The sequence below is a fragment of the Nocardioides sp. genome (assembly GCF_050246775.1).
GTDB lineage: Bacteria > Actinomycetota > Actinomycetes > Propionibacteriales > Nocardioidaceae > Nocardioides.
Genome location: NZ_JBFWVK010000009.1, coordinates 1 through 26191 on the forward strand (window position 1 = coordinate 1; position 26191 = coordinate 26191).

Consider the following 26191-nt stretch of genomic DNA (forward strand, 5'->3'; position numbering starts at 1 on the left):
GAAACGGGAGCACGCACAGCCTCGGCAGCGGTGGACATCGACAATGACCGGCGAGTCGTAGCTGCACGGACAGCCGGGGGACGGCTCAGGGCACTCCAGTTGGTGCGGTCAATAGCTCGTGGGCGAGGGTCTTGACCTGTGCGGCAGCGTCCATGTCGGTACGCACCGATACTTCGCGGGTCAGGTAGTCGGTGATCCCGTTCGCCCCATAGATCGAGGCGGCGTCCGGCACCTGCTTGAGGGTGAACCCGCACGCCTGGACCCGGGCGGCCAGGCCGTCCCACAGCCCAACGGGTGCCTGGCCCTGGAGCAGTGTGGGCAGGGGGCGTTCGGGGACCGGGTCGCCGTCGGTCTGGGAGATGTCCCAGACATGGGCCGGTCGCAGCCCCACCAGCCGGGATCGGACCACTTCTCCCCACTGGGGTTTCTCTCCACGTCCCAGCCGCCGCCATGACTCGGGATTCTCGGGGGTCTTGGTGGCGTAGCGGCCAGTCACCGGGGCGAGGATCGCGTAGCCGGACTGGCCTTTCATGACCTGTCGGTTCAGGCTAAGCCACTGCTTGAACCCGGCGACGTACGTCGGCACCGGATCGGGCACCCGCCCCGCCTCGTACGCCGCGTAGTGCTGGACGTGGATGAGCATCGTGTTGTTGAAGGACCGAGACCGGAAGCGAGCCGCGAACTCCAATGCCCGGCGCCAATCATCACCGCTCACCAACGCAGCCACCGATTTGGTCAGTTGCTCTTGAATCGCATCGAGCTTCGCATCACGAGCCGCCCGGCTCTGCGGTTGCTGTCTCATCGGGGATCAGCTCCTGTCGTCTCAGACGCCAGGTGCGCGATTGCCACCGATGAACCGGGCCGAAGTGTCGAACAACTCCAGCTCGGCTGGGTGTAGCTGATGTTGAACAACGAAGCTCCTGTTCTTGATCCGCCACAGCCCCTGCCCGGTGCCGAGCGTGGGGAGCAGTGACTGCTCGGTGCCGGTGAGGCCGAGGGCGGTGGCTGTGGTTCCGAGCTGGTCGGATTCCTGCCGGTAGACCACCCGGGTCTCAGCGTTCGACAGCAGCGAGGATGCGAGAGCGCGCATGGCTGACCCCTGGTCGCCGACATTGTCGAGATCAGAGAGCTTGTGGAAGATCAGCATGTTCGCGATGCCGTAGTGCCGCGCGAGTCGCCAGTGAGCGTCCATCCTCCGCAGTAGCGCGGGGTGCGACATGAGACGCCACGCCTCGTCGTAGACAACCCACCGCTGACCACCGTTGGGGTCGAGCAGCGCGGATTCCATCCACGCCGACGCACAGGTCATCAGGACCGAGACCAGCATTGCGTTCTCGGTCACCCGTGACAGGTCAAGGGAGACCATCGGCAAGGTGGGGTCGAACCGCACCGTCGACGGACCGTCGAACAGACCCGCCAGGTCGCCGGCGACGAGGCGTCGAAGCGCGTGGCCGGCGAGCCGCCCGTCCTGAGCCAGACGACCGTCCGGGTCTTCGGCAATGTCGGGCGTGAGCAGTCGATCGACCACCATCGGCAGCACCGGCACCTCACTCGAGCGGACCGCACCGATCAGGGCGACGTCGATCGCAGTGTGTTCCAGCGGGGTCAGCCGACGGTCCAGCACCGTCTCGGCAAGCGCGCCAACCAACTCTCGGCGACGCGAACTGACCTGCGCCAACCACTCGGCGTCTTCCAGCCCGCTGGGACGGTGGCCCTCGTCCAGAGGGTTCAGCCGGTTGCTCATCCCATGCCCGAGAGCGATGGCCTTCCCGCCCACGGCCTCGGCAACCGCGGTGTGCTCACCCTTCGGATCACCCGGCACGTAGACACGACGACCGAAGGGAATCGAGCGGGTGTAGAGGCTCTTGGCCAACGCAGACTTACCCGAGCCGACGATGCCGGCAAGCACGAGGTTCGGCGCGGTGATCAGACCTCGCTGGTAGAGCACCCACGGGTCGTACACGAAAGAGCTCCCCGAGTAGAGGTCCTGCCCGACGAAAACGCCCTCACTCCCAAGCCCACCCTCTGCCAGAAATGGGTACGCACCAGCCAACGTCGCAGAGGTGTCCTGATGGCGAGGAATTCGAAGTCTTCCTGGGGTGCGTAACGCGGATGGTCCGCGCTCGCCCGACCGAGGAAGGATGGTCGTCGCCTTTCGCTCCGCGACGAGGGCGGCAGACTTCGCGTTCGCGGCGGACTTGGATTCAGCGCGGTCGGCGGCCAGCAGTCCCTTGGCGGCCCGTGTACGTAGTTTGCGCTCCCTGCGCCGCTCCCGGCCAGGGGAAACCAGCACTGCGCTGTACAGACGCCCCTCACCCCTGCCGGTCACAACGAGACACCTGGGTTTCGGGTTGTAGGCGGGGTTGCGGCGGCGAGCGCGGAGTCCTGCCGGACGTAGGCGATCGATGCTGCGACCTCGTGGGCGTGCTCGAGGGGCGCAGAAACCTGTCGAAGTTCCTCGCCTGCCCGGTGCAGCTCCCACGAAACCTTATGGGCGGCAGCCCGACTGGCTACGTCTACATCGGTGGTCCACGTCCTTGTTTGGGCCGCTCCGTCGTGGAAGGCCGCAAGCTGAGGCAGGGACTGCTCCAATGATGATCCGCCGGCAGACAACGATCCCAGCACTGAGTAGATCTGCCGCGGGTCGTCGATGGCCCGGGTGGAGTGCGCGAGGCAACGCAACGCTTCCCGTGCTTGTGCCGCCTCCCGAACTGGGTCCTGGAACCTTGGCATCGAGACCCTCCTGCTCCTGACTGGATTGGTCACCCAAGAGGTGTGCGGTCATCACCGCACCGGCGCTAGACCGTTCAGCTCGCACGGCGTGGACGGGGGCAGTCAGGTCGTCGGCAGGGCACTAGCCGCACGATGGCGTGACCCCAACCCAGAAAGGCCCCGATATGAGCGTTGACACTGTTTGCTCGACTGTCTATGAGTCCGCCTGCGAGCGCGTAGCGCAGCGGCCTCAAGCTCGGGAGCGCCACCGGCGCGGCTGAACGACCACCGGCCCGTCCGCTTCCCCGTGGCCCACGAGGTGATGCGCCAGACGAGGGGGCCAGACCTGGCCACGCCAGTTTGGGTCTGCCAGCGCCGGGTAGTTGACCTGGGTCTGCGGGATTCCTTCGGGAGCAAGGACGACCTGAAAGCCGTTCCGCGCGGTCAACGCGAACGAAAGCGCGGCTCCCGCAAGTAGTACGACGTCCAGGCCGGCCTTGAGCGGCCACGGTGTTCCGCTGAGGTGACCTCGCGAGGCCTCGGCCGCTACACCGGTGCGTTCTCCTCCGAACGCGAGCCTCATGATCGAACCGGCCTGAGTGGCCAGCGCGAGTGCGAGGCCACCCAGCATGGGCCGCCACTGTCCACCGCACGGACAGCGAGGTGCCTGGCGGGAGCGCCAGGCGAACCGCCAGTCGTGCCAGGGGAAGCGCGGCACGCTCAGTTGCCCTTGATGGACCTTGTTGGCATTGTGGGGCTGACCTGCACAAACGTGTTAGCGGACGCTGTGTGCGATTGGTCGCGGCTGCTTCTTCTGCCACGTTTTTGCCACGCACGCAGGTGCTCGCTGGACCTTCGCACACTCACTCCTGGTGAGTAGCCCTCCTCACGAGGGTCGCGCCCAACTTTGAGCAACCGAGCGCGCTCGTGATCACGTTCCGGATCCCCTGACGTGGCCGGGCCTGCCGTGATCCTGTCCGCGTTTCCAGTCGGCCAGGGCGTCGTTCTTATGCCGTAGGCCGACCAGGCGGGCAGGTAGCCACCACTTCACCGCCCGACGGGGAGTCGTGCGACGGCACCAGCAGTCCGGATCGCAACCGCACTGACGGTTTCGCGGGTTGTGAATCCGCTGGAGAACGCTTCGGCTCACATCCGCGATCCTACCGCGCACCGGTCAGCTCCCCGGGTGCATGACACCGGTTCCGACCAGGGCGAGGATGGCCGCGCCGAGCGCGATCCGGTAGACGACGAAGACCGTGAAGTTGTGGTGGCTGATGTAGTGCAGGAACCACGCGATGATCAGATAGCCGACCACAAAAGCGATGACGGTGGCCAGGATGGTAGGGCCCCAAGGAGGAGCGGTCGCAGAGCCTATCTTGGTGAGCTCGAGGGCTCCGGAGGCCAAGACTGCGGGGCCAGCCAGGAGGAAGGAGAACCGCGCTGCATCCTCGCGGCGATAGCCCAGGAGCAGTCCGGCACTGATGGTGCCCCCGGAGCGTGACACTCCGGGAATCAGCGCGAGAGCCTGGGCGAAGCCCATCGCGATGGCGTCTTTGGACCTGAGCTGATCGAGCGGGATGCGGTTGCTGGCAACACGGTCGGCGAGTCCGAGGATGAGCCCGAACACGATGAGGGTGACGGCGAGGATGCGCAAGTCGCGGAATGCGGTCTCGATCGGGTCCTGCAGGGCGAGGCCCAGCAGGCCGATCGGGAGGGTTCCCAGAATGATGAACCACCCGAGCCGCGCGTGGGGATCGGATCGGAGACCGGTGTTGCGCAACGATCGGATCCAGGTGGTCGCAATCGCGGAGATGTCCTTGCGGAAGTAGATCAGCACTGCCGTTTCTGTGCCGAGTTGCGTGACCGCCGTGAAGGCCGCACCTGGATCGCTCCACCCGGCGAGCGCGGCGACGATGCGAAGGTGCGCCGAGGACGAGATCGGGAGGAATTCGGTGAGACCTTGCACCAGTCCGAGGACAGCAGCGGTGAACCAGGACATGCGACGGGATCCTTCGTGTTGGGTGCGGGTCTTGTTGCCCACGAGGTGCGGCTGGCAGTGAGCGCGGTCAGGGCAGCAGGTGAGGGAGCGTCGCGGAGTCGATCAGGATGTAGAGGCCGAGTCCGATGAAGACAGCCGGGACGAGCCAGCCCTCGAGCTTCTCCAGGCCCTCCACGACGGTGTGATGGGTTCCGACGACGCCGCCGATGCCGCACCAGATCGCCACCAGTACCAAAAAGACGATGATGGTGGTGGCGGCTTGCGGACCTGACATGGTGCGGAAAACCGGGTGTAGATGGCGATGTTGTCGCCGCCGTTGGCAAACGTGATCCCGGCGACGCCGAGGAGCCCACCCGCTCTCAGGGCTGACTCTGCCGCGTCGTCGCCTCCCCCGTGGCGGAGAGTGCGGATCAGTGCGTGGACACCGATCGCCATCGGGATGAGGCCGAGCAGTCCCACCCACTCGACGGGCACGATCGTGAGACCCAGAGCCGCGATCGCGCTGAGACCCACGAGCGCGATGAAACCGATGTATTGGCCCGCCACCACCGACCGGCCCCGGATGCCTCCGCGGGTGGAAGCGACGAAGAGCGACGTCAGCACGACAACGTCATCAAGGTTGGTGGCCACGAAGAGGCCGATCGCCGTCGCGATGGTGGTCAGCACGCCGCACTCTGTCTAGCCTCTTCCGCGTTGCCGTCGTTGCCGTGCCGGAGTGCGCTGATCAGGATCAGGCCGACGCCGATGGTGATGAGGACGTCGGGGAGGTTGAAGGTGGGATACCACCCGGTGTGGAAGTAGTCGGTGACCACACCATCAGTGGCCCGATCGAGGAGATTGGAGAGGGCGCCGGCGAGCACAGCGGCGAATCCCACCACACTCAACGAGGTCAGTGTTCGCGCGTTGCTCCACGCGAAGACGAGCACGCCGAGCGTGATCGCGCCGGTCAATGCCACGATGACGGCGCTCGGCAACCGGTCGCCGAAGCTGAACGCAACGCCAGGGTTGAACGCAAGGCGCAGGTCCATCGGACCCAGGTCGACCGGATGCGCACCCAGGGTCTGATCCGCAATCGCCTTGACCGCCAGACACATGCCGGTGAGCCCAGCCGCCAGCCCGACCAGCCAGCGCCGTCGGCGAGCCGCCGCGAGCTCGGTCGCCACGCTGGTGGCCGGTCTCACGCTGTGACCCCCGTGTCAGCGGGCTCGACCGTCGATGCGGTAGCAATGTTCGCGAGCGCCCCTGACGTCCGTCCAGCCCGGACGCCGTTGCCGATCACGACGATCTCGGCCAGTTCGTGCACCAGGACCACCGCGGCCAGCCCGAGGACGCCCAGCGCTGCAAGCGGGATCAAGACGGTGATGAGGCCAAGAGAGAGGCCAACGTTCTGCAGCATGATCAACCGCGCACGACGCGCATGGGCCAGGGTCTGCGGCAGGTGGCGCAGGTCCTCGCCCATCAGGGCAACATCAGCCGTCTCGATGGCCACGTCGCTGCCCATCACACCCATCGCGATGCCCACATCCGCGGTCGCCAGCGCCGGGGCATCGTTGACACCGTCACCGACCATCGCCGTCGGTGCGCTCTCACGCAGCCGGCGGATGATCTCCGACTTGTCCTCGGGGCGCAGATCGGCGTGGACATCAGTGATCCCGGCCAGGGCGGCCAGCGCGGTCGCCGTGCGCTCGTTGTCGCCGGTCAGCATGGCGACCCGGTAGCCGTCGGCACGGAGCCGAGCGACCACCTCGGGTGCTTCGGGGCGCAGGTCGTCGCGGACCGCCACGGCACCGATCACAACCCCGTCGTACTCGACAAGCACCGCCGTGGCGCCAGCCTCCTGCATCACGGTGACCTGCTCAGCGAGCCCGACCGCGTCGATCCAACCCGGTCGGCCAAGGCGAGCCTGCCGGCCGTCAACGGTTCCCGTCAGGCCCGCGCCGGTGACAGCCTCGACGCCCTCGGCATCAGGGTGCCCCGGTACAGCGGCGAGGATGGCACGAGCCAGCGGGTGCTCGCTGCGGGACTCCAGGGCGGCCGCAATGTCGAGGACCTGCTCCCGATTGTGGCCAGAAGCGGTGGCGACGTCGACCACGGCAGGCTGGTTGCGGGTCAGGGTCCCCGTCTTGTCCAGGGCGACACTCCGAATCCGGCCCAGTGCCTCCAAGGCAGCACCGCCCTTGACCAGGGCGCCGATGCGGCTCGCGGCACCGATCGAGGCAACCACGGTGACCGGCACCGCGATCGCCAGCGCACACGGGGAGGCGGCGACCAGGACGACCAGGGCCCGTTCGATCCAGGTGGCGGGGTCACCAAGAAGACTGCCGGCGATGGCGATCCCGGCGGCGAGGACCATGATCCCGGGGACCAAGGGCTTGGCGATGCGGTCCGCGAGCCGCTGTGCGTCGCCCTTGCGGGACTGTTCGGCCTCGACGATGTTGACGATCCGGGCCAGCGAGTTGTCCTCGGCGGTGGTGGTGACCTCGACCTCGAGGACTCCGTTGCCGTTGATAGAGCCTGCAAAGGCAGTGGCGCCGACGCTGACCTCGACCGGGACCGATTCGCCCGTGAGCGCGGACACGTCTAGGGCGGTCCGGCCGGAGCGGATCTCGCCGTCGGTGGCCAGCCGCTCGCCGGGCCGGACAAGCATCAGGTCGCCGACGACAAGGTCGACCGGAGCCACGGTGACCTGAGCGCCGTCGCGGAGGACAGTAGCCTCGGCCGGGACCAGTGACAGCAGCGCACGGAGACCGCGGCGGGTTCGGGCAACGGCGTACTCCTCCAGCCCCTCGCTGATCGAGTACAGGAACGCGAGCGCCGCGGCCTCGGCGACCTCGCCGAGAATCACCGCGCCGACCGCGGCGATGGTCATCAGCGTGCCGACACCGATCTTGCCCTTGACCAACCGACGCAAAGTGCTGGGGACGAAGGTCCAGGCACCCAGGGCAAGGGCCACGGCGTACAAGCCCGAGGCCACGCGGTCGGGGCCCTCGTTGAGTCCCGTGAGGAACCCTGCGAGCAGCAACACCCCAGCAGCCGCGGCGAAACGCAGCTCGCTGACCTCCCACAACCGCTCGGGCTCCTGCTCCTCCACGTCGTCGTCGGTGCTTGGTTCGTCGTGGCCGCAGCCGCAGGCGTTGCTCATCGCGCGTGTTCCTGTTTCGTCGGGGAGATGGAGGTGTCGGAATCGACGGGGTCGCCGTAATTGGGACACAGCTCGACCGCGTCGCCGGTGAGGGCAAGCAACTGCTCGGCGCTGCTCAGCAGGTCGAACAACTCGGGATGCGCAAGTCCATAGAACATCTGGCGGCCTTCTGGGCGGCCGACAACAAGACCGCACTCGCGCAGGCAGGCCAGGTGACCCGAAACAGTGCCCTGGGCGAGACCGAGGTTTCTGGTCAGGTCCACCACGCGCAGCTCGGCCTCGGCCAACTGGCGTACGATCGCCAACCGGGTGCGGTCTGCAAGGCCGTGGAAGAGAGCTGCTCCGCGGCGCAAACCAGGATCATCACCAACGGTCGTTGTTATCGGCATGTTCCGATGATATCGCATTGCGTTGCCTCCAAAGAGGCCCTGGCGCGGAGCCAATGCCTATGGCAAGGCCGACGCTGACGACAAGTTCGAAACCCGTTCTGGCCGAACGAGACCACGCAGCATCGCGGAAGGTCCTGGCGCCTCCGACCCGTGCATGGGGACAATGAGTGGCACCAGCGTCAGCGGACTTCGAGCTGCACGATCACTGCGTTACTCAAAGGCCTCGACCTCGGCTGCCGCTGGCTCGACCGAGGTGCCGTCCGACGCGATATGGCCCTGAGGACTCGATTTCACCAACCAACGCCTACCAAGAACCGCCGTTCATGCCGGCTGAAGTTCTTCGAAATCTCCGCCCCTGACTGGCATTCGTCACCTTCCAAGCAAGCGGCACGCATCCTACGAAGGACGGAGATGGTCGCCCGGAAACGGGCGGCCCACGATCGATTTTCAGGGTCGTTGTTGGACGTCGTTGGCAGTTGCTGCCACCTCGTCCGGTCCGGATTTGAGGTGGTCGTGTGCATGGCGGGATGAAGTTCTACCGCGGTTCCGCAGCTGCTGCACGCGCGTACGTTGAGGCCGATCATTCCCGCGCTGACGACTACTACCTGACCCAGGGGTCCGGCGTCGCCGCTCGTTTCGTGGTCGGTGTGAGGCACGTAGTGAGCCCGGCTGTGCTGCAAGCTCCTGACCTCGATGGCGAGACCTACGAACAATGGGTCGCCGGGTACGACAGCGGCACAGGTCTTCATCACTCACGGCTACAAGTACTTCCGACGGCTCGGTGAGATCAACCGCCGCGGACCCACCCTCCTTCCCGAACCCCTGCGCCTGGGTGGGTTGACCGTCGAGCAGGTACAGCGGCTCGTGGCCGACGGCGCCACCCTCATCGACGTACGGCCCATCGCCGAATACGCCGCGGCACACCTGCCCGGAGCGCTCTCGATCCCGCTGCGAGAGGCCTTCGCCACCTGGCTCGGCTGGCTCGCCCCACTGGACTGTCCCGTGGTCGTCGTGCGCAACCCCGACCAGGACCCCGTCGAGATCCTCGCGCAGGCGGCCAAGGTCGGGTACGACGATCTGGCTGGCGAGCTCACCGGAGGACTGTCCGCGTGGGCGGCCCAGGACCTCCCGACAACTTCCACCGAATTGAGGACTCCGGCCGCGATGTCCGACGACCAGGTGCTCGACATCCGTCAGGCATCGGAGTTCACCGGCGGGCACGTGCCGGGAGCCGGGCACATCGAGCTCGGCGACCTCTCCGCCGCCGCCCCGTCACTGCGAGGGGGACCAGTCACGGTGGATGTGCGGCCACGGTGAGCGTGCGATGACCGCAGCCAGCCTCCTCGAACGAGCGAGCCGAGCCAAGGTGGCGGTGCTCCTCGGTGGGCCGCAGGACTGGGCTACCACGCATGGCGCCACCCTGGAGACCGACGCATGACGAACGCCGAGACCAAGGACCCACCCGTGCAGCTGGGGCTGCGCGCCAACCTCGCACAGTTCTCCCTGCTGGTCGCGGTCAACGCCATGGTCGGCGGAATGCTCGGCCAGGAACGCACCGTCCTGCCGCTGCTGGCAGAACAGGAGTTCCACCTCAACGCCTACACCGCCGGGATGACCTACATCCTCGCGTTCGGCCTCGCCAAGGCAGCTACCAACTACCTGGCCGGCACCTGGTCGAACCGCTACGGCCGCAAACCAGCGCTCATCGCGGGGTGGCTGGTCGCCGTACCCGTTCCCCTTCTGTTGATCTGGGCCCCAACCTGGTGGTGGGTCATCGTCGCCAACCTGTTGCTCGGCATCAGCCAGGGCCTGACCTGGTCCACGACCGTCATGATGAAGATCGACATGGTCGGCCCGCACCGACGTGGCTTCGCGATGGGCCTCAACGAAGCCGCCGGCTACGCTGCCGTCGCGGTCACTGCGCTGGCCACGGGCTTCATCGCCGCCCAGAGCGGACTCCATCCCGAACTTTTCTACCTCGGAATCGCCTTCGCTGCGCTCGGACTCGGTCTGTCCACGTTGCTCGTTCGCGAGACCCGGGGCCACGCCGAGGCCGAGGCCCGCAGCCACGTCGCGCGCTCTGACGGCAGTGATGAGCACCTGCACGCGCAACTGACCCAGCGCGAGGTGTTCGTGCAGACCAGCTTCCGTGAGCCAGCGATGTCCGCTTCCTGCCAGGCCGGCATTGTCAACAACCTCAACGACGGCCTCGCCTGGGGGCTGTTCCCGTTGCTGTTCGCCACCGCAGGACCCAGCCTGGGGAAGTTCGGCATCCTGGCCGCGCTCTATCCCGCCGTGTGGGGGCTTGGCCAGCTCGGCACCGGGGCACTCTCAGACCGGATCGGTCGCAAACACCTGATCGTCCGCGGCATGCTCACCCAAGCCGTGGCGCTCGGCGTCGTCGCCGCGGGGGGCACGTTCGGCCTCTGGGCGCTGGCCGCGGTGCTCCTCGGGGCAGGGACCGCCATGGTCTACCCGACCTTGCTGGCCGCGATCGGCGACGTCGCGCACCCCGCCTGGCGGGCCAGGTCGGTCGGGATCTACCGGCTCTGGCGCGACGGCGGTTTCGCGGTCGGAGCCGTCCTCTCCGGAGTGGTTGCCGACCTGTGGGGGGTCCGCGCTGCCGTCTGGACCGTCGCCGCGCTCACCGCCGCCTCAGGCCTGCTCGTCGCCATCCGCATGTACGAAACTCGACGCCAAGCACCAGTTTGAGTTGCGCGGACGGGAGTCCGCCACCCGTCATTTCGGAACGCCGAATGGTCCAATCCGGCTCACGTCGGACGCTCAGCGGCCGTTCGGGCACCCCGGTGTTCCAACCAGTCAATGAGGTCGGGGGCTTCAGCGCGTCGGGCGGCATCGAGTGGGGTGAGTTCGTCGTAGCCGACCCAGTTGAGGTCGGCTCCGTGGTCGAGCAGGATGATTGCGGTGTCGAGCTGTCCGCCGTGGCAGGCTCCCCAGAAGCTGCTGGTGATGCCGTCGAGGGTGTGGTTGCCGTTGCCCAGCAGTCTAATAACGCGCGACACCAGGCCGAGGGCTGCGGCTTCGAACAGGTTCGTGGAGGCGCCGCGGTCGAGGAGCAGGCGGGCGGCCTCCCACTGTCCGAACGCGGTGGCGTCGGCCATCGGGGTGCCGCCGGCGATGACGGCCCCGGTCGCGTTGAGGTCGGCGCCCGCGTCGAGCAGGGCGTTGATGGCGTCAAGGTCGCCGCTGCTGGCGGCCCAGTGCAAAGGAGTCTCGGCGTGGTCACCGAGGCTGGCTGCGTTGGGGTCGGCCCCGGCCGCGACGAGCGCAGCGATGGTGGCAGCGACACCCGGGTAGTGGCCGGGCCAGTCGGTGGCGATGTGCAGGAGTGTGCGACTTTCGTGGCGGGCGAGGCGGGCTGCGGCGAGTCCGGGATTCGCGTCCAGGAGTTCAGTCAGAGTTGACAGTTCGCCGCCACGGACGGCGGTGATGGCTGCCTCATGAGTGGGGTTCTCGATGAGGGCGTCGAGGATCCATTGGTCCGGTGGGGTGCCCGTGGTCCCGTTCGGGGTGGAGTAGAGGCGACATTGCAGGCCGTAGTTGGCATCGGAGTTGCGCCCGGCAGCGGTGAGGTCGACGTCGTGGCCGTTGACCCGTAGCGAGGGTGAGCCTAGGAATCGCCTGGCGCGAGCGTCGTCCTCGCTGTCGATGCGAACCAGGGTGATCGGGATCGCCACTGCGTACTCGCCGAGGAGTTGGCGTAGGTGGGGCAGGAAGGTCTCATGGTGGGGACAGCCGTCGAAGAAGAGCAGCTCGATGCTGGGCGGTGGGTCGAGTTCGCGGATGTCGGCGATCAAACCTTTCCGCAGGGTGAGCCGGACCGTCAGCTCGGCCGGGAAGTCGTCGGGGTCCGGTGCGTCGACCTTCAGTCGGACGAGCAGAGTGTTGCTGTCCGGCCCGTCAGGGCCGTCGCGAAGATCGGGGTGGATCTCGGTGCGGGTGATGGTCACGCCAGCGGCAAGCAGGCCGTCATAGTGGTCGCCGGCCTCGGCCCGGCTGGTGCACTGATTGCCACCGTGTTCACCGCCCCAGTGCACGTCGTCGGTGAGCAGAGCCGTGAACGCCTCACGGGTGCCAGCCACCAACGCCGCGAACAATGCCGTGGCGAACTCGGCGCTGCTGCCTGGGTGGTCTGGTGCCGTCACATTGGGCTCCTGCTCTGTCCGTGAGGCAAGTATCTGCCCAAACATCGGCAGGGGACACAGGTGTGCCTGGTCCGCGGGACTCTCATCCGAGCTTCTGCGTCCGCAGTCGCAGTGCGTTGGTGATCACGCTGACCGACGACATTGCCATGGCAGCCGCAGCGATGATCGGGGAGAGCAGGAGCCCGAAAGTGGGGTACAGGACACCGGCGGCGACGGGGATGCCGGCCACGTTGTAGACGAAGGCGAACACCAGGTTCTGCCGGATGTTGGACATGGTGGCCTGCGAGAGCTTGCGGGCTCGCACGATGCCGGTGAGGTCACCTCGGAGAAGCGTTACGCCGGCGCTCTCCATCGCCACGTCGGTCCCGGAGCTCATCGCGAGCCCCACATCGGCAGCGGCCAGGGCTGGGGCGTCGTTCACGCCGTCGCCGGCCATGGCGACCACCCGTCCCTCCTCGCGGAGCTGCTTGACGATGTCACTCTTGTGGTCGGGGAGCACCTCGGCCTCGATCCGGGCGATGCCGAGACGGCGTCCCACGGCTTCGGCGGTGACCCGGTTGTCGCCGGTCAGCATCACCACCTCGATCCCTTCGGCCCGAAGGGCTGCGAGGGCGTCGGCGGTGGTGGCTTTGACCGGGTCAGCGACGGCGAAGATGCCAGCAACCGCGTCATCGACGCCGATGAAGATGGCGGTGGCACCGTCGGCCCGCAGTTCGTCGGCCTTTGCCGTCAGGGGAGCCGTGTCCATCCCGTGGCTGAGCAGGAACCCGGCGCTTCCGAGTACGACCTGCTTGCCATCGACCGTGCCGAGAGCTCCCTTCCCGGTGGGGGAGTCGAAGTCGATGACATCCGGGATGGTGACACCGGCGCTTTCTGCTGCTTCCACGACTGCCCTGCCAAGGGGGTGCTCCGAGGCCCGTTCGACGCCGGCCGCGAGTCTCAGGAGATTGTCGCGGTCGAATCCCGTGCCTGCGACGATCCGGGTGACCGAGGGCCGCCCCTCAGTGAGGGTTCCCGTCTTGTCGACCACCAAGGTGTCGACCTTCTCCATGAGCTCGAGGGCTTCGGCGTTCTTGATCAGGACGCCGAGCCCGGCACCTCGCCCGACTCCCACCATGATCGACATCGGAGTGGCCAGGCCCAAGGCGCAGGGACAAGCGATGATCAGCACTGCGACCGCCGCAATGAGGGCATGTGACAGACGAGGGTCGGGCCCGACGGAGGCCCAGACGATAAACGCGACCACGGCGACAGCGAGTACGGCGGGCACGAACCAGGCCGCGACCCGATCTGCCATCCGCTGGATCGGTGCCCGTGAGCGTTGTGCTTCGGCGACCATCTGGACGATGCGGGCCAGCATCGTGTCGCGCCCGATCCGGTCGGCGCGGACCACGATCGAGCCGGTCTGGTTCAGCGTCCCGCCGATGACGGTGTCGCCGCTGGTCTTGGTGACCGGCATGGACTCCCCGGTGACCAGGGATTCGTCCAACGACGACCGGCCGTCCTCAACCGAGCCGTCGACCGGAACCTTCTCACCGGGGCGGACGCGTAGCCGGTCCCCGATCTGCACCAGGTCCAGGGTGACCTCCTCCTCGCCCTCGGAGGTGATGCGGTGCGCGGTCTTCGGAGTCAGGTCCAGCAGCGCCTTGATCGCCCCAGAGGTCTGCTCGCGGGCCCTCAACTCCAGGACCTGACCGAGCAGCACCAGGACAGTGATGACGGCAGCGGCCTCGAAATACACGTCCACGGTGCCGCCCATGCTACGAAACGCCTCAGGGAACGCACCCGGGGCGAGCGTGGCAACCACGCTGTAGAGCCACGCGACACCGGTGCCGATCCCGATCAGGGTGAACATGTTGAGCTGCATCGTCCGCACCGAGACCCAGCCACGGGTGAAGAACGGCCAACCGGCCCACAACACGACCGGAGTGGCCAGGACGAACTGGATCCAGGTCGAGGCCGTCGGGCTGACGACGTTCTCCAGTGCCGGGAAGAGGTGTCCACCCATCTCCAGGACCACCACCGGGATCGAGAGGGCCAGCGCGATCCAGAACCGGCGGCTCATGTCCGACAGTTCGGGGCTTGGACCGCTGTCGGCCGTCACCATGACGGGTTCAAGGGCCATTCCGCAGATCGGACAAGCACCCGGTCCTGCTTGACGGATCTCCGGGTGCATCGGGCAGGTATATTCCACCGCTCCGTCGTTGGCAGCCACGGGAGCGACCTGACCAGTCGACGGGTTGAGGAACCCATCCGGGCTAGCCTGGAACATCGTTTGGCAGTGCGCCGAGCAGAAGTAGTACGTCGAGCCCTCGTGGTCGACTAAGTGATCAGCCGTGGCGCTGTCGACGCCCATGCCGCAGACGGGGTCCTTCACGAGCTCTGTTGCTGGGTTCACTAGCCGACCTTCGGTGTCACTGTTCATGGCGTCAGCATACCCCTGGGGGGTATGCAAGCAAGAGTCCAAAGTCCCGCCTAGTCTGCAGCTGGCCGATCGTCTTCGAAGGCGGCCCGCATCCGCAGGTCCCGGGACGGGTCGGCTGTGGCGCAGCACGACGTGACCCTTACGCGGCCCGAAAGGGCGCCGATCACCAACGCAGCGAGCGGCAGCCCGATCAGGCCGGCTATGACAATCTCCATGGGATCTCCAGTGGTGGTGGCAAGCGGTCGTCGAACTCGGGTCACTTCCGGTATTTCAGGGCGATCATCATTCCCGCCTCGGCGTGGTAAATGTTGTGGCAATGCGTCATCCAGTCGCCTGGGTTGTCGGCTTGGACATCAACTGCCAGCGAGGACTTCGGCTTGACGAGGACGGTGTCCTTGCGGAGCCCACTGGGCAAAGCGAACGTGTGTCCGTGGACGTGCATCGGGTGGGTCATCTGCGTCATGTTCATCATCGCCAGGCGCACCCGGTCTCCCTCGTTGATCATGAGTGGATCGTTCTTGCCGTAGGGGGCTCCGTTGATGGCCCACTGGTACGGCATCATCTGGCCGCTCAGATGGACAGCGTGGCTCGAGTCCGGCTCCCGGGCGGTCAGCCGTGAAGCGTCAGACGGCTGGAGGTCGGCGCCTTCGAGGATGGGTCCGTCGAGTTCCGCGGGATGGACTGCCGCGTCTGGTGCGGCACCGGAGCTGGTGCGGATCAGTGCCCTGGCCTGGCCCTCCTTGCCATATGGCGCCGCCACGAGCGGGAACACGCCGTCACCGAGAGTGACGAGGGCGTCGTACCGCTCGCCCATTCCGATGTAGAAGGCTCCGGTGTCTTGGGGTTGCACCGGGAACCCGTCGGTGTGGGTGATGGTGAGGCGGTGCTCGCCCAGTGCGACGGTGAAGATCGTGTCCGCTCCCGCGTTGATGATGCGGAGCCGGACCCGCTGCCCGGGCTTTCCCCGGAGGACGTCGGGAGCGGCTGGAAGGCGGCCGTTGATCAGGTAGTGGGGGTAGGTGACGTCGCCGGCGTCGCCGAAGGGTGGGGCGCCGCCCATCGACATGGTTCCCATGTCCATGCCGCCCATGGAATCCGAGCTGTTGGAATCCGAGCTGTCTCCGGATGAGCCAGTGAGATCCGCCAAGACGTCGTCGGGGGTGCGGCCTGTGCCATCGACCCAGTCGTCCAGGACCACCACCCACTCCAGGTCATAGTCGCCGGGTTCGTGGGGGTCGTCGATGATCAACGGCGCGTAGAGGCCGCGGTCGAGCTGGACGCCGACATGGGGGTGGTAGAAGTAGGTTCCCGGGTCCGGTGCGATGAACTCATAGAGGTACGACGATCCAGCCGCGATCGGAGCCTGGGTGAGGCCGGGGACCCCGTCCGCGACGTTGCGCAAGGCAATGCCGTGCCAATGCACGGAAGTGTCCGCCGGGAGTTCGTTCTCCACTCGAATTCGCAACAAGTCCCCGGCTGTGGCCCGAATCAACGGCCCCGGTGCGGTATCGCCGAAAGCCCAGGTCTCGACCGTGGTGCCGCCGAGGTCCAGCGACGTCGCCTTGGCCCTCACACTGCGCTCGACCACCCGTTGTCCCGCGATCGGCCGTAGCCGTGCCGCGGTGGCGAAGGTTGGAGCCTTGGTTCTTGATGTTCCCGAGCACGCAGGCAGTGCGACAGTGGCGCTGACCGTCATACCGCCGAGGAGAACTACGCGTCGGGAGATCTCGTGCATGGCTTCCTCCGAGGGATCTGGTCGTTGCAGATTAGGACGCCAGCAGCTTCTTCATGGTGGCGATCTCGGCCTTCTGTGCTGCTTTGATCGTCCGTGCAAGCGAGATGGCGCCGGCATCGCTGCCGTCGGCAATCTCGGTGGCGGCCATCTCCACGGCGCCTTCGTGATGCGCGATCATCGATTCGAGCCACATCCGATCGAAGGTTTCCCCGCTGGCGGCCGACAGGTCGTTCATTGCCTGATCCGACATCATCCCTGGCATGCTCTCGGATTCCCCCATGTCCATGCCGCCCATCGAGGGGTCCGGGACGTCTTCGCCCCAGGCCTTCAGCCATCCAGTCATGGTGTCGATCTCGGGACCCTGGGCCGCTTGGATCTGATCGGCAAGGTCCTTGACCGCTGTCGATGCGGCTTGGCTCTGGGCCAATTCAGCCATCTGCACCGCCTGCTGGTGATGAGGAATCATCTCGGTCGCAAAAGTGACGTCTTGCTGGTTCTGGGTATCCGTGGTGCCCTCGGCGCTACTGGAACTGTCGGTGCCGCAGGCGGTGAGGGAGAGGATGGCTGCACTGAGCAACGCGAGGCTGAACGCCTTCTTCATGGAACTGTCTCCTGAGGGGTGGTCGAATCGTTGTGCAACAAGCAGCCTGGTGTGCCTCCTCCGGGCATCCGGCGGAGTTCGTGTGAAGATTTGCTGAAGGTCCGATCCGGTGCAGGGCCGGATGCGCATTGCTACTGGTTGGCCAGTGCCAGCCGCACGGTGAACGCGGCGCCCCTGCCAGGTCCGGCACTGGTGGCACGCAGGGTCCCACCGTGCGCTTCGACGATTGCCCTGCTTATGCTCAGCCCGATTCCGGAGCCGCCACTGTTTCGGTCCCGCGCGGTGTCGACGCGGTAAAACCTGTCAAACACGTGGGCCAGATGCTCGGGGGCGATGCCCACTCCGGCATCGGCTATCGCGAACTCGACCCATCGGTCGTGGCGACGGCACGTGAGGCTCACGGTGGCGCTGGCTGGGGTGTGTCGAAGTGCGTTGTCGAGCAGGTTTCCGAGGACCTGGCCGATGCGCTCGGGATCCGCGAGCACGGGGTTCCCGGCCGCGAGGTCAGTCTCGAGCTTGACCCCTTTCGCGGTGAATCGATCCTGGGCCGCTTCGGCTGCGTTAGTGGCCAGCACGCGTGCCTCGACCAGTTCGCGGTGGATGTCGAGTGTGCCTTCCTCGGCTTGGGAGACCGCTGCGATGTCCTCGGCGAGCCGGTTGAGTCTGCGGGTGCTCTGCCGGATCACGCTGAGGGTGTCCTTGTCGAGACTGCGGATGCCGTCCTCGACGGCTTCGAGGTGTGCGTCCACGGTTGCGAGGGGCGTCCGCATCTCGTGCGCGAGGTCGGCCAGCATGCGTCGCCGAGTCGCCTCGACGTTTCCCAGTCGCTGGGCCAGGGAGTTGTAGCTCTCGGCAAGGGTGGCGAACTCGTTGCCGAGACCGGGGTCGGCGACTCGGTCGTCGAAGCGCCCAGCAGCCACTTCCGAGGCCGCCAAGGCGACCTGGGCGATGGAGCGTTTCACCCTTCGGGTGAAGTACCAGGTGACCCCCAGGGCGGCAGTGGTTGCGGCCAGGAGTGCGACGGAGATCGAGATCAGCAGCGCAGAGGAGAAGGCCTCCTCGACATGTTGGGTTTCTGTTGAGGTGTGCGAGACCCCGGCGCGGTGCAGGTGGTCGCGGAAGATGCTCGGCCCCACGAGCGACGCCACGATCCACGTCGTGACGGCCCCAGCCATGAGGACCATGGCCTGCGCGGCGAGTAGCCGCGGGGCGAAGCCCGACCAGCCCGGCCAGCGTGCCCTCATTGGACTGTCCCCATCCGGTAGCCGACTCCACGCACCGTGCGGATGTACAGGCTGTCCGCCGCATCGTCGGACAACTTGCGGCGTAGGTGGCCAATGTGGACGTCGACCAGGTGCTCGTCGCCTACCCAGGAGGGACCCCAGACCTCCTCGATGAGCCGCCGCCGGCTGAAGGCCATGCGTGGCCGTCCCGACAACGCCGCGAGGAGGTCGAACTCAGTGCGGGTGAGCGCGACAGGCTCCCCGTCAAGCCAGACGTCGCGTCCAACCGTGTCGATGCTGAGCGCACCAAACGATCGCAACCCGACCACGGGCTCCCCGGCTGGGGTCAGCCCTCTCGACTGTCTCGGTCGCCGCAGCATCGCCTGCACTCGGGCCATGAGTTCGCGGGGACTGAACGGCTTTGTCAGGTAGTCGTCGGCGCCGACGGAGAGGCCGATCAGCGTGTCGATCTCGTCGCTGCGTGCGGTGAGCATCACGACGTACGCATCGGAGAAGGTCCGCAGTTGGCGACACACCTCGACGCCGTCCAGGCTGGGCAGCCCGAGGTCGAGGATGACGACGTCGGGATCCACGTCGCGGGCGAGCGCCACTGCTTGCAGGCCGTCGTGGCTGATTGAGGTCTCGAATCCGTCCCGTTCGAAGTAGCTGCCAATCAGTGCCGCCAAGGAGATCTCGTCCTCCACCACCAGGGCCCGCAAGCCTGATGACGGTCGCAGTTGGGGCGCCGTCGCCCCGGCGACGTGGTCTGCGGTCTTCGGAGAACTGGGGTTCGACATGGGCTCATGCTGCCAGCGATCAGCAGGCGCAACTGGCCGCTGCGCGGCAGCTCTCCCATTCTTCAGTGAACCTTCACACAACCACGACCGCACACCCACGGTCCCGGGGACACGGTGGAGACAACAAGCAATGAGGGAGTTGAGCACGATGATGGATTGGTACGACAACGGAGGTATCGGGGCTGGCGGTTGGATCGCGATGATCCTGATGATGAGCCTGTTCTGGGGAGGCGTGATCGCCGTCGGCATCATTCTCTTCCGAGGTGCTCGCGGCGGTCGAGACAGTAGTCGGGAAGCCCCGCCGACCCACCGTAGACCGGTGGACATCCTCGACGAGCGGTTTGCCCGTGGTGAGATCGAGCAGGACGAGTACGAGGCTCGCAAAGCGGTCTTGCTTGGGATCAAACTCTAGGTCTTTGAGCGGCACCAAACCCATGCACTAGTATCAACTATTCAACATAGTAGATGGGGTGACGGGTGATCGCGAGCGACCGCGCCAGGGTCCTGCGCGTCATGACGGCTCTCGCGATAGCCGCTGGCCTGGTAGGCGTTGTTGTCTGGCAGGCGAATCAGATCCAAACCGGCGCCTCCGAATCGGAGAGCACCGCCACCGGACCCGGCCTCACCGTGTTCCTGGGAAGCGAAGGCATCGAACTGCCAGCCATCACGGGCCGAACCCTCTCCGGCCGACGGCTATCGCTGGAGGAGTTCGGGGGTCACGTGGTCGTTCTCAGCATTTGGAGCTCCTCGTGCGAGGCCTGCCGGGCTGAAGCACTGGACCTCGCGGCACTCAAGAGGGAGACCAAACCGCTGGGCGTTCGGTTTGTCGGTATCGACGTTCGAGACCGGCCGTCGGATGGCCGAACTTTCCAGCGCAGGGCCGGGCTGGTTGATCCCAGCCTGGATGACAGTGACGGACGAGTGCTCGACGAAATACGTGGCACTGTCGCTGTGGACTCGGTCCCATCAACACTTCTCGTGGATGCCGACGGATTAATCCGCGCCCGCTGGGTAGGCAAAGCCGACGCCATCACCCTCCGCGACCTGATTGCGGAGATGGACGAATGACTGGCAACCGGTTCGGCGGGGCTCAGCACGGACGTCGTGGACTCTTTCGCGCCCTAGCGCGGACGGCCCACTTGTGAGGCGCAAAATCGCCGGTGTGGTGTGCGCAATGCTGCTTATCTCTGTCGGCTCACTGTGGGCCCTGCAAGGCGAAGGCGTCCTTGGCAACCCTGACCCCTCAAGTGCGCTGGCGACGCTGGGGTCGATCGTGGCCGGTTTTGGAGTGGCACTTGGCTATGTGGTCCTGCGAGCCCGGCGCTAGTAGGTCCGATGAGCGTAGGACTACTATCAAACCTAGTAGATGTGTGTCGGTCGCGGGCTGCCCGCCGGACAAATGGGTCGAGGTGATGAGCGGTGCCCGCAGGTCAGTGGTCCAGCGCTCAAGGTGCGTCCACCTCGACGAGTGACCTTTCCGGCCGCTACGGCAATGGGAGGCCGAGGGGGCAGGCGCTGATTGTCATCCTCGCTGTCCTTGCGGGTGTCTCGGGCGTCGCTTGGTTGATCTGGGTGACGGGCTTCCACGGACGTCCCTTGGCGCAGTCGGGACTCACGGCGTACGAGATTGTTGACGACCATCGAGCGACTGCGACGTTGACGGTGACCCGCCGAAATTCAGGGGTCGTGGCCAACTGTCTGCTCCGCGCCTATGCCGAGGACCACACGACGGTCGGCGAGCTGAACTTCACGCTGGACGGCTCCGATCCCAAGCGGGTCGACCTCACCAAATCGGTCCGCACCGAGCGCGAGGCAACCTCGGTGGAACTGGTCGGCTGCACGGCAGACGGGCAGCCGCGACCCCGATGACTGTCTTCGAGGAATTGTGCTCAGGGCCCCGAACTGAATATCATCGCCAGATGGCGATATTAGCGAATCCTGTGACTTCCGAGGTGAGCGAGCGCGACTCTCTTGCTCCGGCGGCCTGCCTCTACCGGGCGCTCGGAGATCCAGCCCGGCTGACGATCCTGCGACACCTGACCATGGGCGAACACCGTGTCGTCGACCTGGTGGATCACCTGGGTCTGGCCCAGTCGACGGTGTCCAAGCACCTCGCCTGTTTGCGCGACTGTGGGCTGGTCTCCTCCCGTCCGGTGGCACGCTCCTCGATGTTTGCCCTCACCGAGCGGGACCTGGTCCTCAAGGTGCTCGGTGCAACCGAAGAACTGCTCGCCGCCACGGGTGACGCCGTGACGCTTTGCTCCACGACCGGGCTCGGAGCCTCGAAATGAGTGACGCTGCCTGGGTTCGTGACCCTGCTCGTCGAGCGGTGCTGAGTCGACGCGCGCAATTGTTGGCGGCCTCGTCCGTGACCTACAACGTGCTCGAGGCTGTGGTGGCGATCAGTGCCGGCGTCGCCGCTGGGTCGGTGGCCCTGGTCGGTTTTGGGCTGGACTCCACCGTCGAGGTGAGCAGCGGGCTGATCATCCTGTGGCAGTTCCGGCATCCTCTTCCGGAGTCTCGCGAGCGGCGGGCGCTGCGTCTGCTGGCCGTGTCTTTCTTCGTCCTGGCGGCGTACGTCGGCTTCGAGTCAGTGCGTGCCCTGATGACCGGAGTCTCGCCCGAGGTGTCTCGGGTGGGCATCGGCCTTGCCATGGCCTCCTTGGTGGTGATGCCGTTCCTGTCGTGGGCCCAGCGACGTACGGGCACGGAGCTGGGTTCGCAAGCTGTGCAGGCAGACGGCACCCAGACCTTGCTGTGCACCTACTTGTCCGCGGTGCTGCTGGTGGGGCTGTTGCTCAACGCCTGGCTCGGATGGTCCTGGGCGGACCCTTTTGCTGGCCTGGTGATTGCCGCTGTGGCACTTCGGGAGGGCTGGCAGGCCTGGCAGGGCGAGGGCTGCTGCGCGCCGACCTCCACGAGCGACGACACTGCCTGCAGTGACGGTTGCTGTGAACCAGCGGGCTTCACAACCGGCCCCGATAACCAGTTGAAGGTGCTCTGATGGGATCAGGACACAGCCACGGCGGAGGTCACGCCGGAGGCAAGCACCGTTGGCGCCTCGCACTCGCGTTCGGGCTTGTGGCGTCGTACTTCGGTGTCGAGCTCGGGTTCGGGCTCTGGTCCGGCTCACTTGCCCTGCTGTCGGACGCCGGCCATATGGCCGCCGATGTCGTCGCGCTGGGTGCGGCTCTGGCCGCGACGAGGATCGCGACGCGACCAGACACAACGGGTCGCCGCACCTTCGGGTCCTATCGGGCAGAGGTGTTCGCCTCCGGTCTCACTGTGCTGCTCATGCTCGGAGCGGCGGCCTACGTCACGATCGAGGCGATCGGCCGGATCGGCGAGTCCGTGGAGGTGCAGACCGGGGCGATGATGATCGTCGGCGCCATCGGCCTGCTGATCAACGTGATTGCTCTCTTCCTGCTCCGGGGTGGCGCCTCGGAGAGTCTCAATGTCAAGGGCGCCTACCTCGAGGTCGTGGCAGACACCGTCGGCTCGGTCGGCGTGATTGTTGCGGGCTTCCTCGTCGCCCGCACCGGGGATGCCTTCTGGGACACGGCCATCGCCCTGGCGATCGCCGTCTTCGTCGCGGTTCGGGCGGTGCTGCTCGGTCGCGAGGTGTTGACGGTCCTGGGCCAGCACGCGCCGAGCGGGATGGACCCGGCGGACGTCGAGGCGGCCCTCGCTGCCGTCCGCGGGGTGACCCAGGTGCACGACCTCCATCTGTGGACGCTGACATCCGGCATGAACGTCGCGACGGCGCACTTGGTGGCCGGCCCACAGTCAGACTCTGATGAGGTCCTGGCGGCCGCGCGAGAAGTCATGGCCCGCCAGTTCGGCATCGACCATGCGACCTTGCAGGTCGAATCCGATGCTGTCGACTGTCGCGAGATGTCCTGGTGAACCTGATCCTGAACAGACGCCACTCGGGCGATCAAAGTGGTGTCTGCCAGCCGGAAATCACGCCTTGCATGCGCGAGATGACGTCTAGCCACAGCCCGCTGACCTGGAGGAGCCCGAGTGCGATCAGCATGCACCCGCCGGTCAGCATCACGGTCCTGGCGTGGCGTCGGGCCCAGCCGAACGAGACCATGGCCCTGTCGATCGACAGAGCGGCGACTAGGAAAGGAATCCCGAGCCCGGCGCTGTAGGCGAGGGAGAGGAGGGCGCCTCGGCCGGCCCCGCCGCTGCTGGTGGCCAAGGTGAGCACTGCTGCAAGCGCGGGACCGATGCAGGGCGTCCACCCGAGCCCGAACATGATCCCGACCAGCGGTGCGCCGACCAGTCCGGCGCGTGGCTGGTACGCCGGTCGAAACACTCGCCCGGCCAGCGGGATCCGCCAGAGCAACCCGGTGAACATCAGGCCAAGAAGGATCGTGACGACGCCGAGAACCCGGATCAGCATGTCTTGGTGGGTGATCAGCAGCGCGCCGAACGCACCGAAGAGGGCGCCATAGCTGGTGAACACGGCGGCGAAACCGGCCACAAACAGGGCGGCGCCCACCAGGGTGCGCGACCTAGGAGCAGCGATAGTGTCCGTCGACTGGGCGCGGGTCCCGCTCTCGAGACCGGAGATCCCGGCGACGTACGAAAGATAGCCAGGCACCAAGGGCAACGAGCACGGGGAGAAGAAGGAGACCACTCCCGCTGCCACCGCAACCAGCACGGCGAGCATGATGGGCCCGGACAGCACGAGATCCGTCGCGGACAGGGCCAGGTTCATCGGTGGTCTCTCAGTCGCCTCAGCCTCGGACCCGAGGTCTACTATGCAGCATAGGACACACTTGGATCCGAACCCTTCATGGGAGGATCGAGGCCCACGAAAGGACGACGTCGTTGCGAAACCTGGGACAGCTCGAGGCCGTGATCATGGACCGGCTGTGGTCAGCGACCGAACCACTGTCGGTCCGCGACGTCGCAGACACGCTGTCGGATGACCAGAGTCGTGCCTACACCACCGTGATGACCGTTCTCGACAACCTGTTCCGCAAGAGTTTCGTCACTCGCGAGTTGAGCGGTCGTGCCTACCGCTACCGACCAGTCCACTCCCGTGAGCAACACACGGCTTCGGTGATGGAAGAGCTGCTGTCCGCGGGCGGCGATCGAGGTGCGACGTTGTTGCACTTCGTTGAGCAGATGTCGGCCGACGAGGCGTCAAAGCTCCAGGAGGCCCTGCGCCAACACAGTGAGGACAACGGCACATGATCGCTGCCTTCGCCCTGGTATCGGTCGCGCTCGCCCTGGCCTGGCGTGGCCACTTGGTCTTGGCCAACGCGGACTGGACCGTACGGCTGCCTCGACTGGGGGTGATCGCCTGGCAGGCAGTGAGCTGGTCGGCGCTCTTCTCGGTCGTCTTGGCTGGGATCGCCCTCGCACTTCCGACACTGCCTTTCGGAACGACCGACAACGGGGCCGCCTTCCTGGGTGTCTGCGCGTTCCTGGTGCGCGAGCACTACGACTCCCCGGGCGGGTTCCTGGTCGCGGTCTTCGGCGCTGGCATTGCGCTCGCCGTCACCGCCCGAGCCCTCTCGTGCCTGGTTTCCTCGCTGTGGAACGTGGGCAGGATCCGAGCCCGGCAACGAACTGCCATCAGTCTGATCGCGCGAGTCGATGCCGCGACCGGCGTCATGCTGATCGACGATCCCCGCCCCGCGGTCTACTGCATGCCGGGTCGGGTGCCGGTAGTTGTGATGACATCGGGAGCCGCACAGAGCCTGACCGGCTCCCAGTTGGCGACCGTACTTGCCCATGAGCGCGCGCACCTCGAGGGGCGCCATGACATGGCACTGGTGGGGTCGGGTGCACTCCAACGCGCCTTTCCGTTCGTGCCCTTGTTCGGCCATGCAGACAAGCACGTGGCCGCGCTGCTGGAGATGCGCGCGGACGACCGGGCTCTCCAAGCGGGAGACCGGATGACTCTGGCGACAGCGCTGGTCCGGCTTGCCCAGGGCACTACGCCCATGGGCGCGCTGGGGGCCGGCGGTGAGACGGCACTCGTGCGGGTACGCCGCCTGGTCACCCCACCGGCTCAGGTCACCCGGGTGCGGCGGGGTCTCATCGTGGCGGCCATCAGCGCCGTACTGGCGACTCCATTGCTGATCGCGGCCGCGCCAGCCGCGGAGGCCGTGCTGCTCGACTACTGCCCCGTCTGGATGCACGGCCCCGGACCCTCAAGCGCATCCCAGTCCTGAGCGGCTCAGGCCGCGAGTTCACCGAGCACATAGATCACCAGGAACCCGGCGAAGAACATGGCCGTCAGCAGGCTCGATTCGTCCTGCTCGTGAGCCTCCACGAGGAGTTCCTCGACGGCCAGGTACATGAGCGCGGCAGAACCGAACGCCAGCACAGCAGCCAGCACGGCGTCAGACGCGCCGCCCAGCACCAGCACCCCTCCGATGGCACCCACGGCCGTGATAAGTCCCAAGCCGGCGCAGATCAACCCCGCCTGGAGTCGTCCCAGTCCTGTCTCCGTCAGCTCAGCGGCTAGCGACAGCGAAAGGAAGAGGATCTCGATAGTCAGGGCCACGGTCAGGATGAGGCCGGCCGTTGCTCCCAACGTGACACCGAGTCCCACGAGCAGACCGTCGATCAACAGGTCGATGCCAACGGCCACCAACATGCCCAGCGGCAAGGCCATGACGAGTGTCCTGGTGGACACGTTCGTGCGTGCCTCATCCCGACTGCGACCGTAGGCAGCCAGCGCCAGCATCGTCAGCACACCGACTGTGAACCCAATGACCGCCCAAGGGAGGTTTCCCTCCTCGCGTAGTCGAGGCAATACCTCGCCGGCCAGAGCCGCGAGCACCACACCGGCGGCAAAGTGCTGGATACCGGAGACCAGCCGTGGACCCGGCGGACGGACCAGAGCGACACCGGATCCGATGGCCGCCGCAGCCACTGGAAAGGAGACGAGCACCGCGGCTTGGGCTACGGGGGTCATCGCTTCATTCCTGACCAGGGCCAACGTGCCCCTTGGGTGACATTCCGGGCTCCGATGAC

24 protein-coding genes and 1 pseudogene are annotated in these 26191 nt (G+C 66.5%); 10 read left to right on the plus strand and 15 right to left on the minus strand.

Annotated elements, in window-relative coordinates:
• Window positions 1-85 precede the first annotated feature (85 nt).
• The 7 genes and pseudogenes from AB7I40_RS22715 to AB7I40_RS22745 all read right to left on the minus strand — a co-directional run bounded on the left by AB7I40_RS22715 (window position 86) and on the right by AB7I40_RS22745 (window position 8242).
• Window positions 86-802 (minus strand): ArdC family protein, encoded by a 717-nt coding sequence (locus tag AB7I40_RS22715; protein ID WP_428347485.1) that lies wholly within the window; start codon window positions 800-802, stop codon window positions 86-88.
• 21 nt (window positions 803-823) lie between these two features.
• Complete coding sequence (locus AB7I40_RS22720; RefSeq protein ID WP_428347484.1) at window positions 824-1963, minus strand: ATP-binding protein; 1140 nt, start codon at window positions 1961-1963, stop codon at window positions 824-826.
• Window positions 1964-3886: 1923 nt separating this feature from the next.
• Window positions 3887-4711: an undecaprenyl-diphosphate phosphatase gene (locus AB7I40_RS22725; protein ID WP_428347483.1), complete on the minus strand. Its 825-nt coding sequence runs from the start codon at window positions 4709-4711 to the stop codon at window positions 3887-3889.
• A 67-nt stretch (window positions 4712-4778) separates the two neighbouring features.
• A pseudogene (locus AB7I40_RS22730) lies at window positions 4779-5377 on the minus strand (cadmium resistance transporter).
• The gene (gene lspA, locus AB7I40_RS22735; protein WP_428347482.1) at window positions 5371-5892 is read right to left on the minus strand and encodes a signal peptidase II; all 522 of its coding nucleotides are present in this window, start codon (window positions 5890-5892) and stop codon (window positions 5371-5373) included. Before lspA ends, AB7I40_RS22730 begins: the two are co-directional and overlap by 7 nt.
• Complete coding sequence (locus tag AB7I40_RS22740) at window positions 5889-7853, minus strand: heavy metal translocating P-type ATPase (RefSeq protein WP_428347481.1); 1965 nt, start codon at window positions 7851-7853, stop codon at window positions 5889-5891. The genes lspA and AB7I40_RS22740 overlap by 4 nt, the downstream gene beginning before the upstream one ends.
• Window positions 7850-8242, minus strand: a complete 393-nt coding sequence (locus AB7I40_RS22745) for an ArsR/SmtB family transcription factor (protein ID WP_428347480.1) — start codon at window positions 8240-8242, stop codon at window positions 7850-7852. Before AB7I40_RS22745 ends, AB7I40_RS22740 begins: the two co-directional genes overlap by 4 nt.
• A 693-nt stretch (window positions 8243-8935) precedes the next feature.
• Here AB7I40_RS22745 and AB7I40_RS22750 point away from each other — a divergent pair.
• The gene (locus AB7I40_RS22750) at window positions 8936-9559 is read left to right on the plus strand and encodes a rhodanese-like domain-containing protein (protein WP_428347479.1); all 624 of its coding nucleotides are present in this window, start codon (window positions 8936-8938) and stop codon (window positions 9557-9559) included.
• 117 nt (window positions 9560-9676) lie between these two features.
• The gene (locus AB7I40_RS22755) at window positions 9677-10954 is read left to right on the plus strand and encodes an MFS transporter (protein ID WP_428347478.1); all 1278 of its coding nucleotides are present in this window, start codon (window positions 9677-9679) and stop codon (window positions 10952-10954) included.
• Between the two features lie 59 nt (window positions 10955-11013).
• Here the strand turns inward: AB7I40_RS22755 and AB7I40_RS22760 are convergent, their stop codons facing one another.
• The 6 genes from AB7I40_RS22760 to AB7I40_RS22785 all read right to left on the minus strand — a co-directional run bounded on the left by AB7I40_RS22760 (window position 11014) and on the right by AB7I40_RS22785 (window position 19189).
• A complete protein-coding gene (locus AB7I40_RS22760; RefSeq protein WP_428347477.1) occupies window positions 11014-12408 on the minus strand; it encodes a DF family (seleno)protein in 1395 nt (464 codons plus the stop codon).
• A gap of 82 nt (window positions 12409-12490) precedes the next feature.
• Window positions 12491-14833 carry a heavy metal translocating P-type ATPase gene (locus AB7I40_RS22765; RefSeq protein WP_428347476.1) on the minus strand — a complete coding sequence of 781 codons (2343 nt, stop codon included), beginning with the start codon at window positions 14831-14833 and terminating at the stop codon, window positions 12491-12493.
• 256 nt (window positions 14834-15089) lie between these two features.
• Window positions 15090-16568, minus strand: a complete 1479-nt coding sequence (locus tag AB7I40_RS22770) for a multicopper oxidase family protein (protein ID WP_428348135.1) — start codon at window positions 16566-16568, stop codon at window positions 15090-15092.
• Window positions 16569-16599: 31 nt separating this feature from the next.
• A complete protein-coding gene (locus AB7I40_RS22775) occupies window positions 16600-17169 on the minus strand; it encodes a DUF305 domain-containing protein (protein ID WP_428347474.1) in 570 nt (189 codons plus the stop codon).
• A 131-nt stretch (window positions 17170-17300) separates the two neighbouring features.
• Window positions 17301-18413 carry a sensor histidine kinase gene (locus AB7I40_RS22780; protein ID WP_428347473.1) on the minus strand — a complete coding sequence of 371 codons (1113 nt, stop codon included), beginning with the start codon at window positions 18411-18413 and terminating at the stop codon, window positions 17301-17303.
• On the minus strand, window positions 18410-19189 hold the full coding sequence (locus AB7I40_RS22785) for a response regulator transcription factor (protein WP_428347472.1): 780 nt from the start codon (window positions 19187-19189) through the stop codon (window positions 18410-18412). The genes AB7I40_RS22780 and AB7I40_RS22785 overlap by 4 nt, the downstream gene beginning before the upstream one ends.
• Window positions 19190-19337: 148 nt before the next feature.
• On the opposite strand from AB7I40_RS22785, the gene AB7I40_RS22790 reads away from it, so the two are divergent.
• From AB7I40_RS22790 to AB7I40_RS22815, 6 genes are all read left to right on the plus strand, one after another.
• The gene (locus tag AB7I40_RS22790; protein ID WP_428347487.1) at window positions 19338-19601 is read left to right on the plus strand and encodes an SHOCT domain-containing protein; all 264 of its coding nucleotides are present in this window, start codon (window positions 19338-19340) and stop codon (window positions 19599-19601) included.
• A gap of 65 nt (window positions 19602-19666) precedes the next feature.
• A complete protein-coding gene (locus AB7I40_RS22795; RefSeq protein ID WP_428347471.1) occupies window positions 19667-20257 on the plus strand; it encodes a TlpA family protein disulfide reductase in 591 nt (196 codons plus the stop codon).
• Window positions 20258-20608: 351 nt separating this feature from the next.
• Window positions 20609-21058 carry a DUF4307 domain-containing protein gene (locus AB7I40_RS22800; RefSeq protein ID WP_428347470.1) on the plus strand — a complete coding sequence of 150 codons (450 nt, stop codon included), beginning with the start codon at window positions 20609-20611 and terminating at the stop codon, window positions 21056-21058.
• An 83-nt stretch (window positions 21059-21141) separates the two neighbouring features.
• Window positions 21142-21480 carry an ArsR/SmtB family transcription factor gene (locus tag AB7I40_RS22805; RefSeq protein ID WP_428347469.1) on the plus strand — a complete coding sequence of 113 codons (339 nt, stop codon included), beginning with the start codon at window positions 21142-21144 and terminating at the stop codon, window positions 21478-21480.
• Window positions 21477-22193, plus strand: coding sequence for a cation diffusion facilitator family transporter (locus tag AB7I40_RS22810; protein ID WP_428347468.1), 717 nt, complete (start codon window positions 21477-21479; stop codon window positions 22191-22193). Before AB7I40_RS22805 ends, AB7I40_RS22810 begins: the two co-directional genes overlap by 4 nt.
• A complete protein-coding gene (locus AB7I40_RS22815; RefSeq protein WP_428347467.1) occupies window positions 22193-23095 on the plus strand; it encodes a cation diffusion facilitator family transporter in 903 nt (300 codons plus the stop codon). The genes AB7I40_RS22810 and AB7I40_RS22815 overlap by 1 nt, the downstream gene beginning before the upstream one ends.
• A 31-nt stretch (window positions 23096-23126) precedes the next feature.
• Here the strand turns inward: AB7I40_RS22815 and AB7I40_RS22820 are convergent, their stop codons facing one another.
• Window positions 23127-23915, minus strand: a complete 789-nt coding sequence (locus AB7I40_RS22820; protein ID WP_428347466.1) for a cytochrome c biogenesis CcdA family protein — start codon at window positions 23913-23915, stop codon at window positions 23127-23129.
• A 113-nt stretch (window positions 23916-24028) separates the two neighbouring features.
• Between AB7I40_RS22820 and AB7I40_RS22825 the strand changes: the two genes are divergently transcribed.
• On the plus strand, window positions 24029-24397 hold the full coding sequence (locus AB7I40_RS22825) for a BlaI/MecI/CopY family transcriptional regulator (RefSeq protein WP_428347465.1): 369 nt from the start codon (window positions 24029-24031) through the stop codon (window positions 24395-24397).
• The gene (locus AB7I40_RS22830) at window positions 24394-25383 is read left to right on the plus strand and encodes a M56 family metallopeptidase (protein WP_428347464.1); all 990 of its coding nucleotides are present in this window, start codon (window positions 24394-24396) and stop codon (window positions 25381-25383) included. The genes AB7I40_RS22825 and AB7I40_RS22830 overlap by 4 nt, the downstream gene beginning before the upstream one ends.
• A 5-nt stretch (window positions 25384-25388) precedes the next feature.
• On the opposite strand, the gene AB7I40_RS22835 is transcribed toward AB7I40_RS22830, so the two are convergent.
• A complete protein-coding gene (locus AB7I40_RS22835) occupies window positions 25389-26132 on the minus strand; it encodes a ZIP family metal transporter (RefSeq protein WP_428348136.1) in 744 nt (247 codons plus the stop codon).
• Window positions 26133-26191 lie beyond the last annotated feature (59 nt).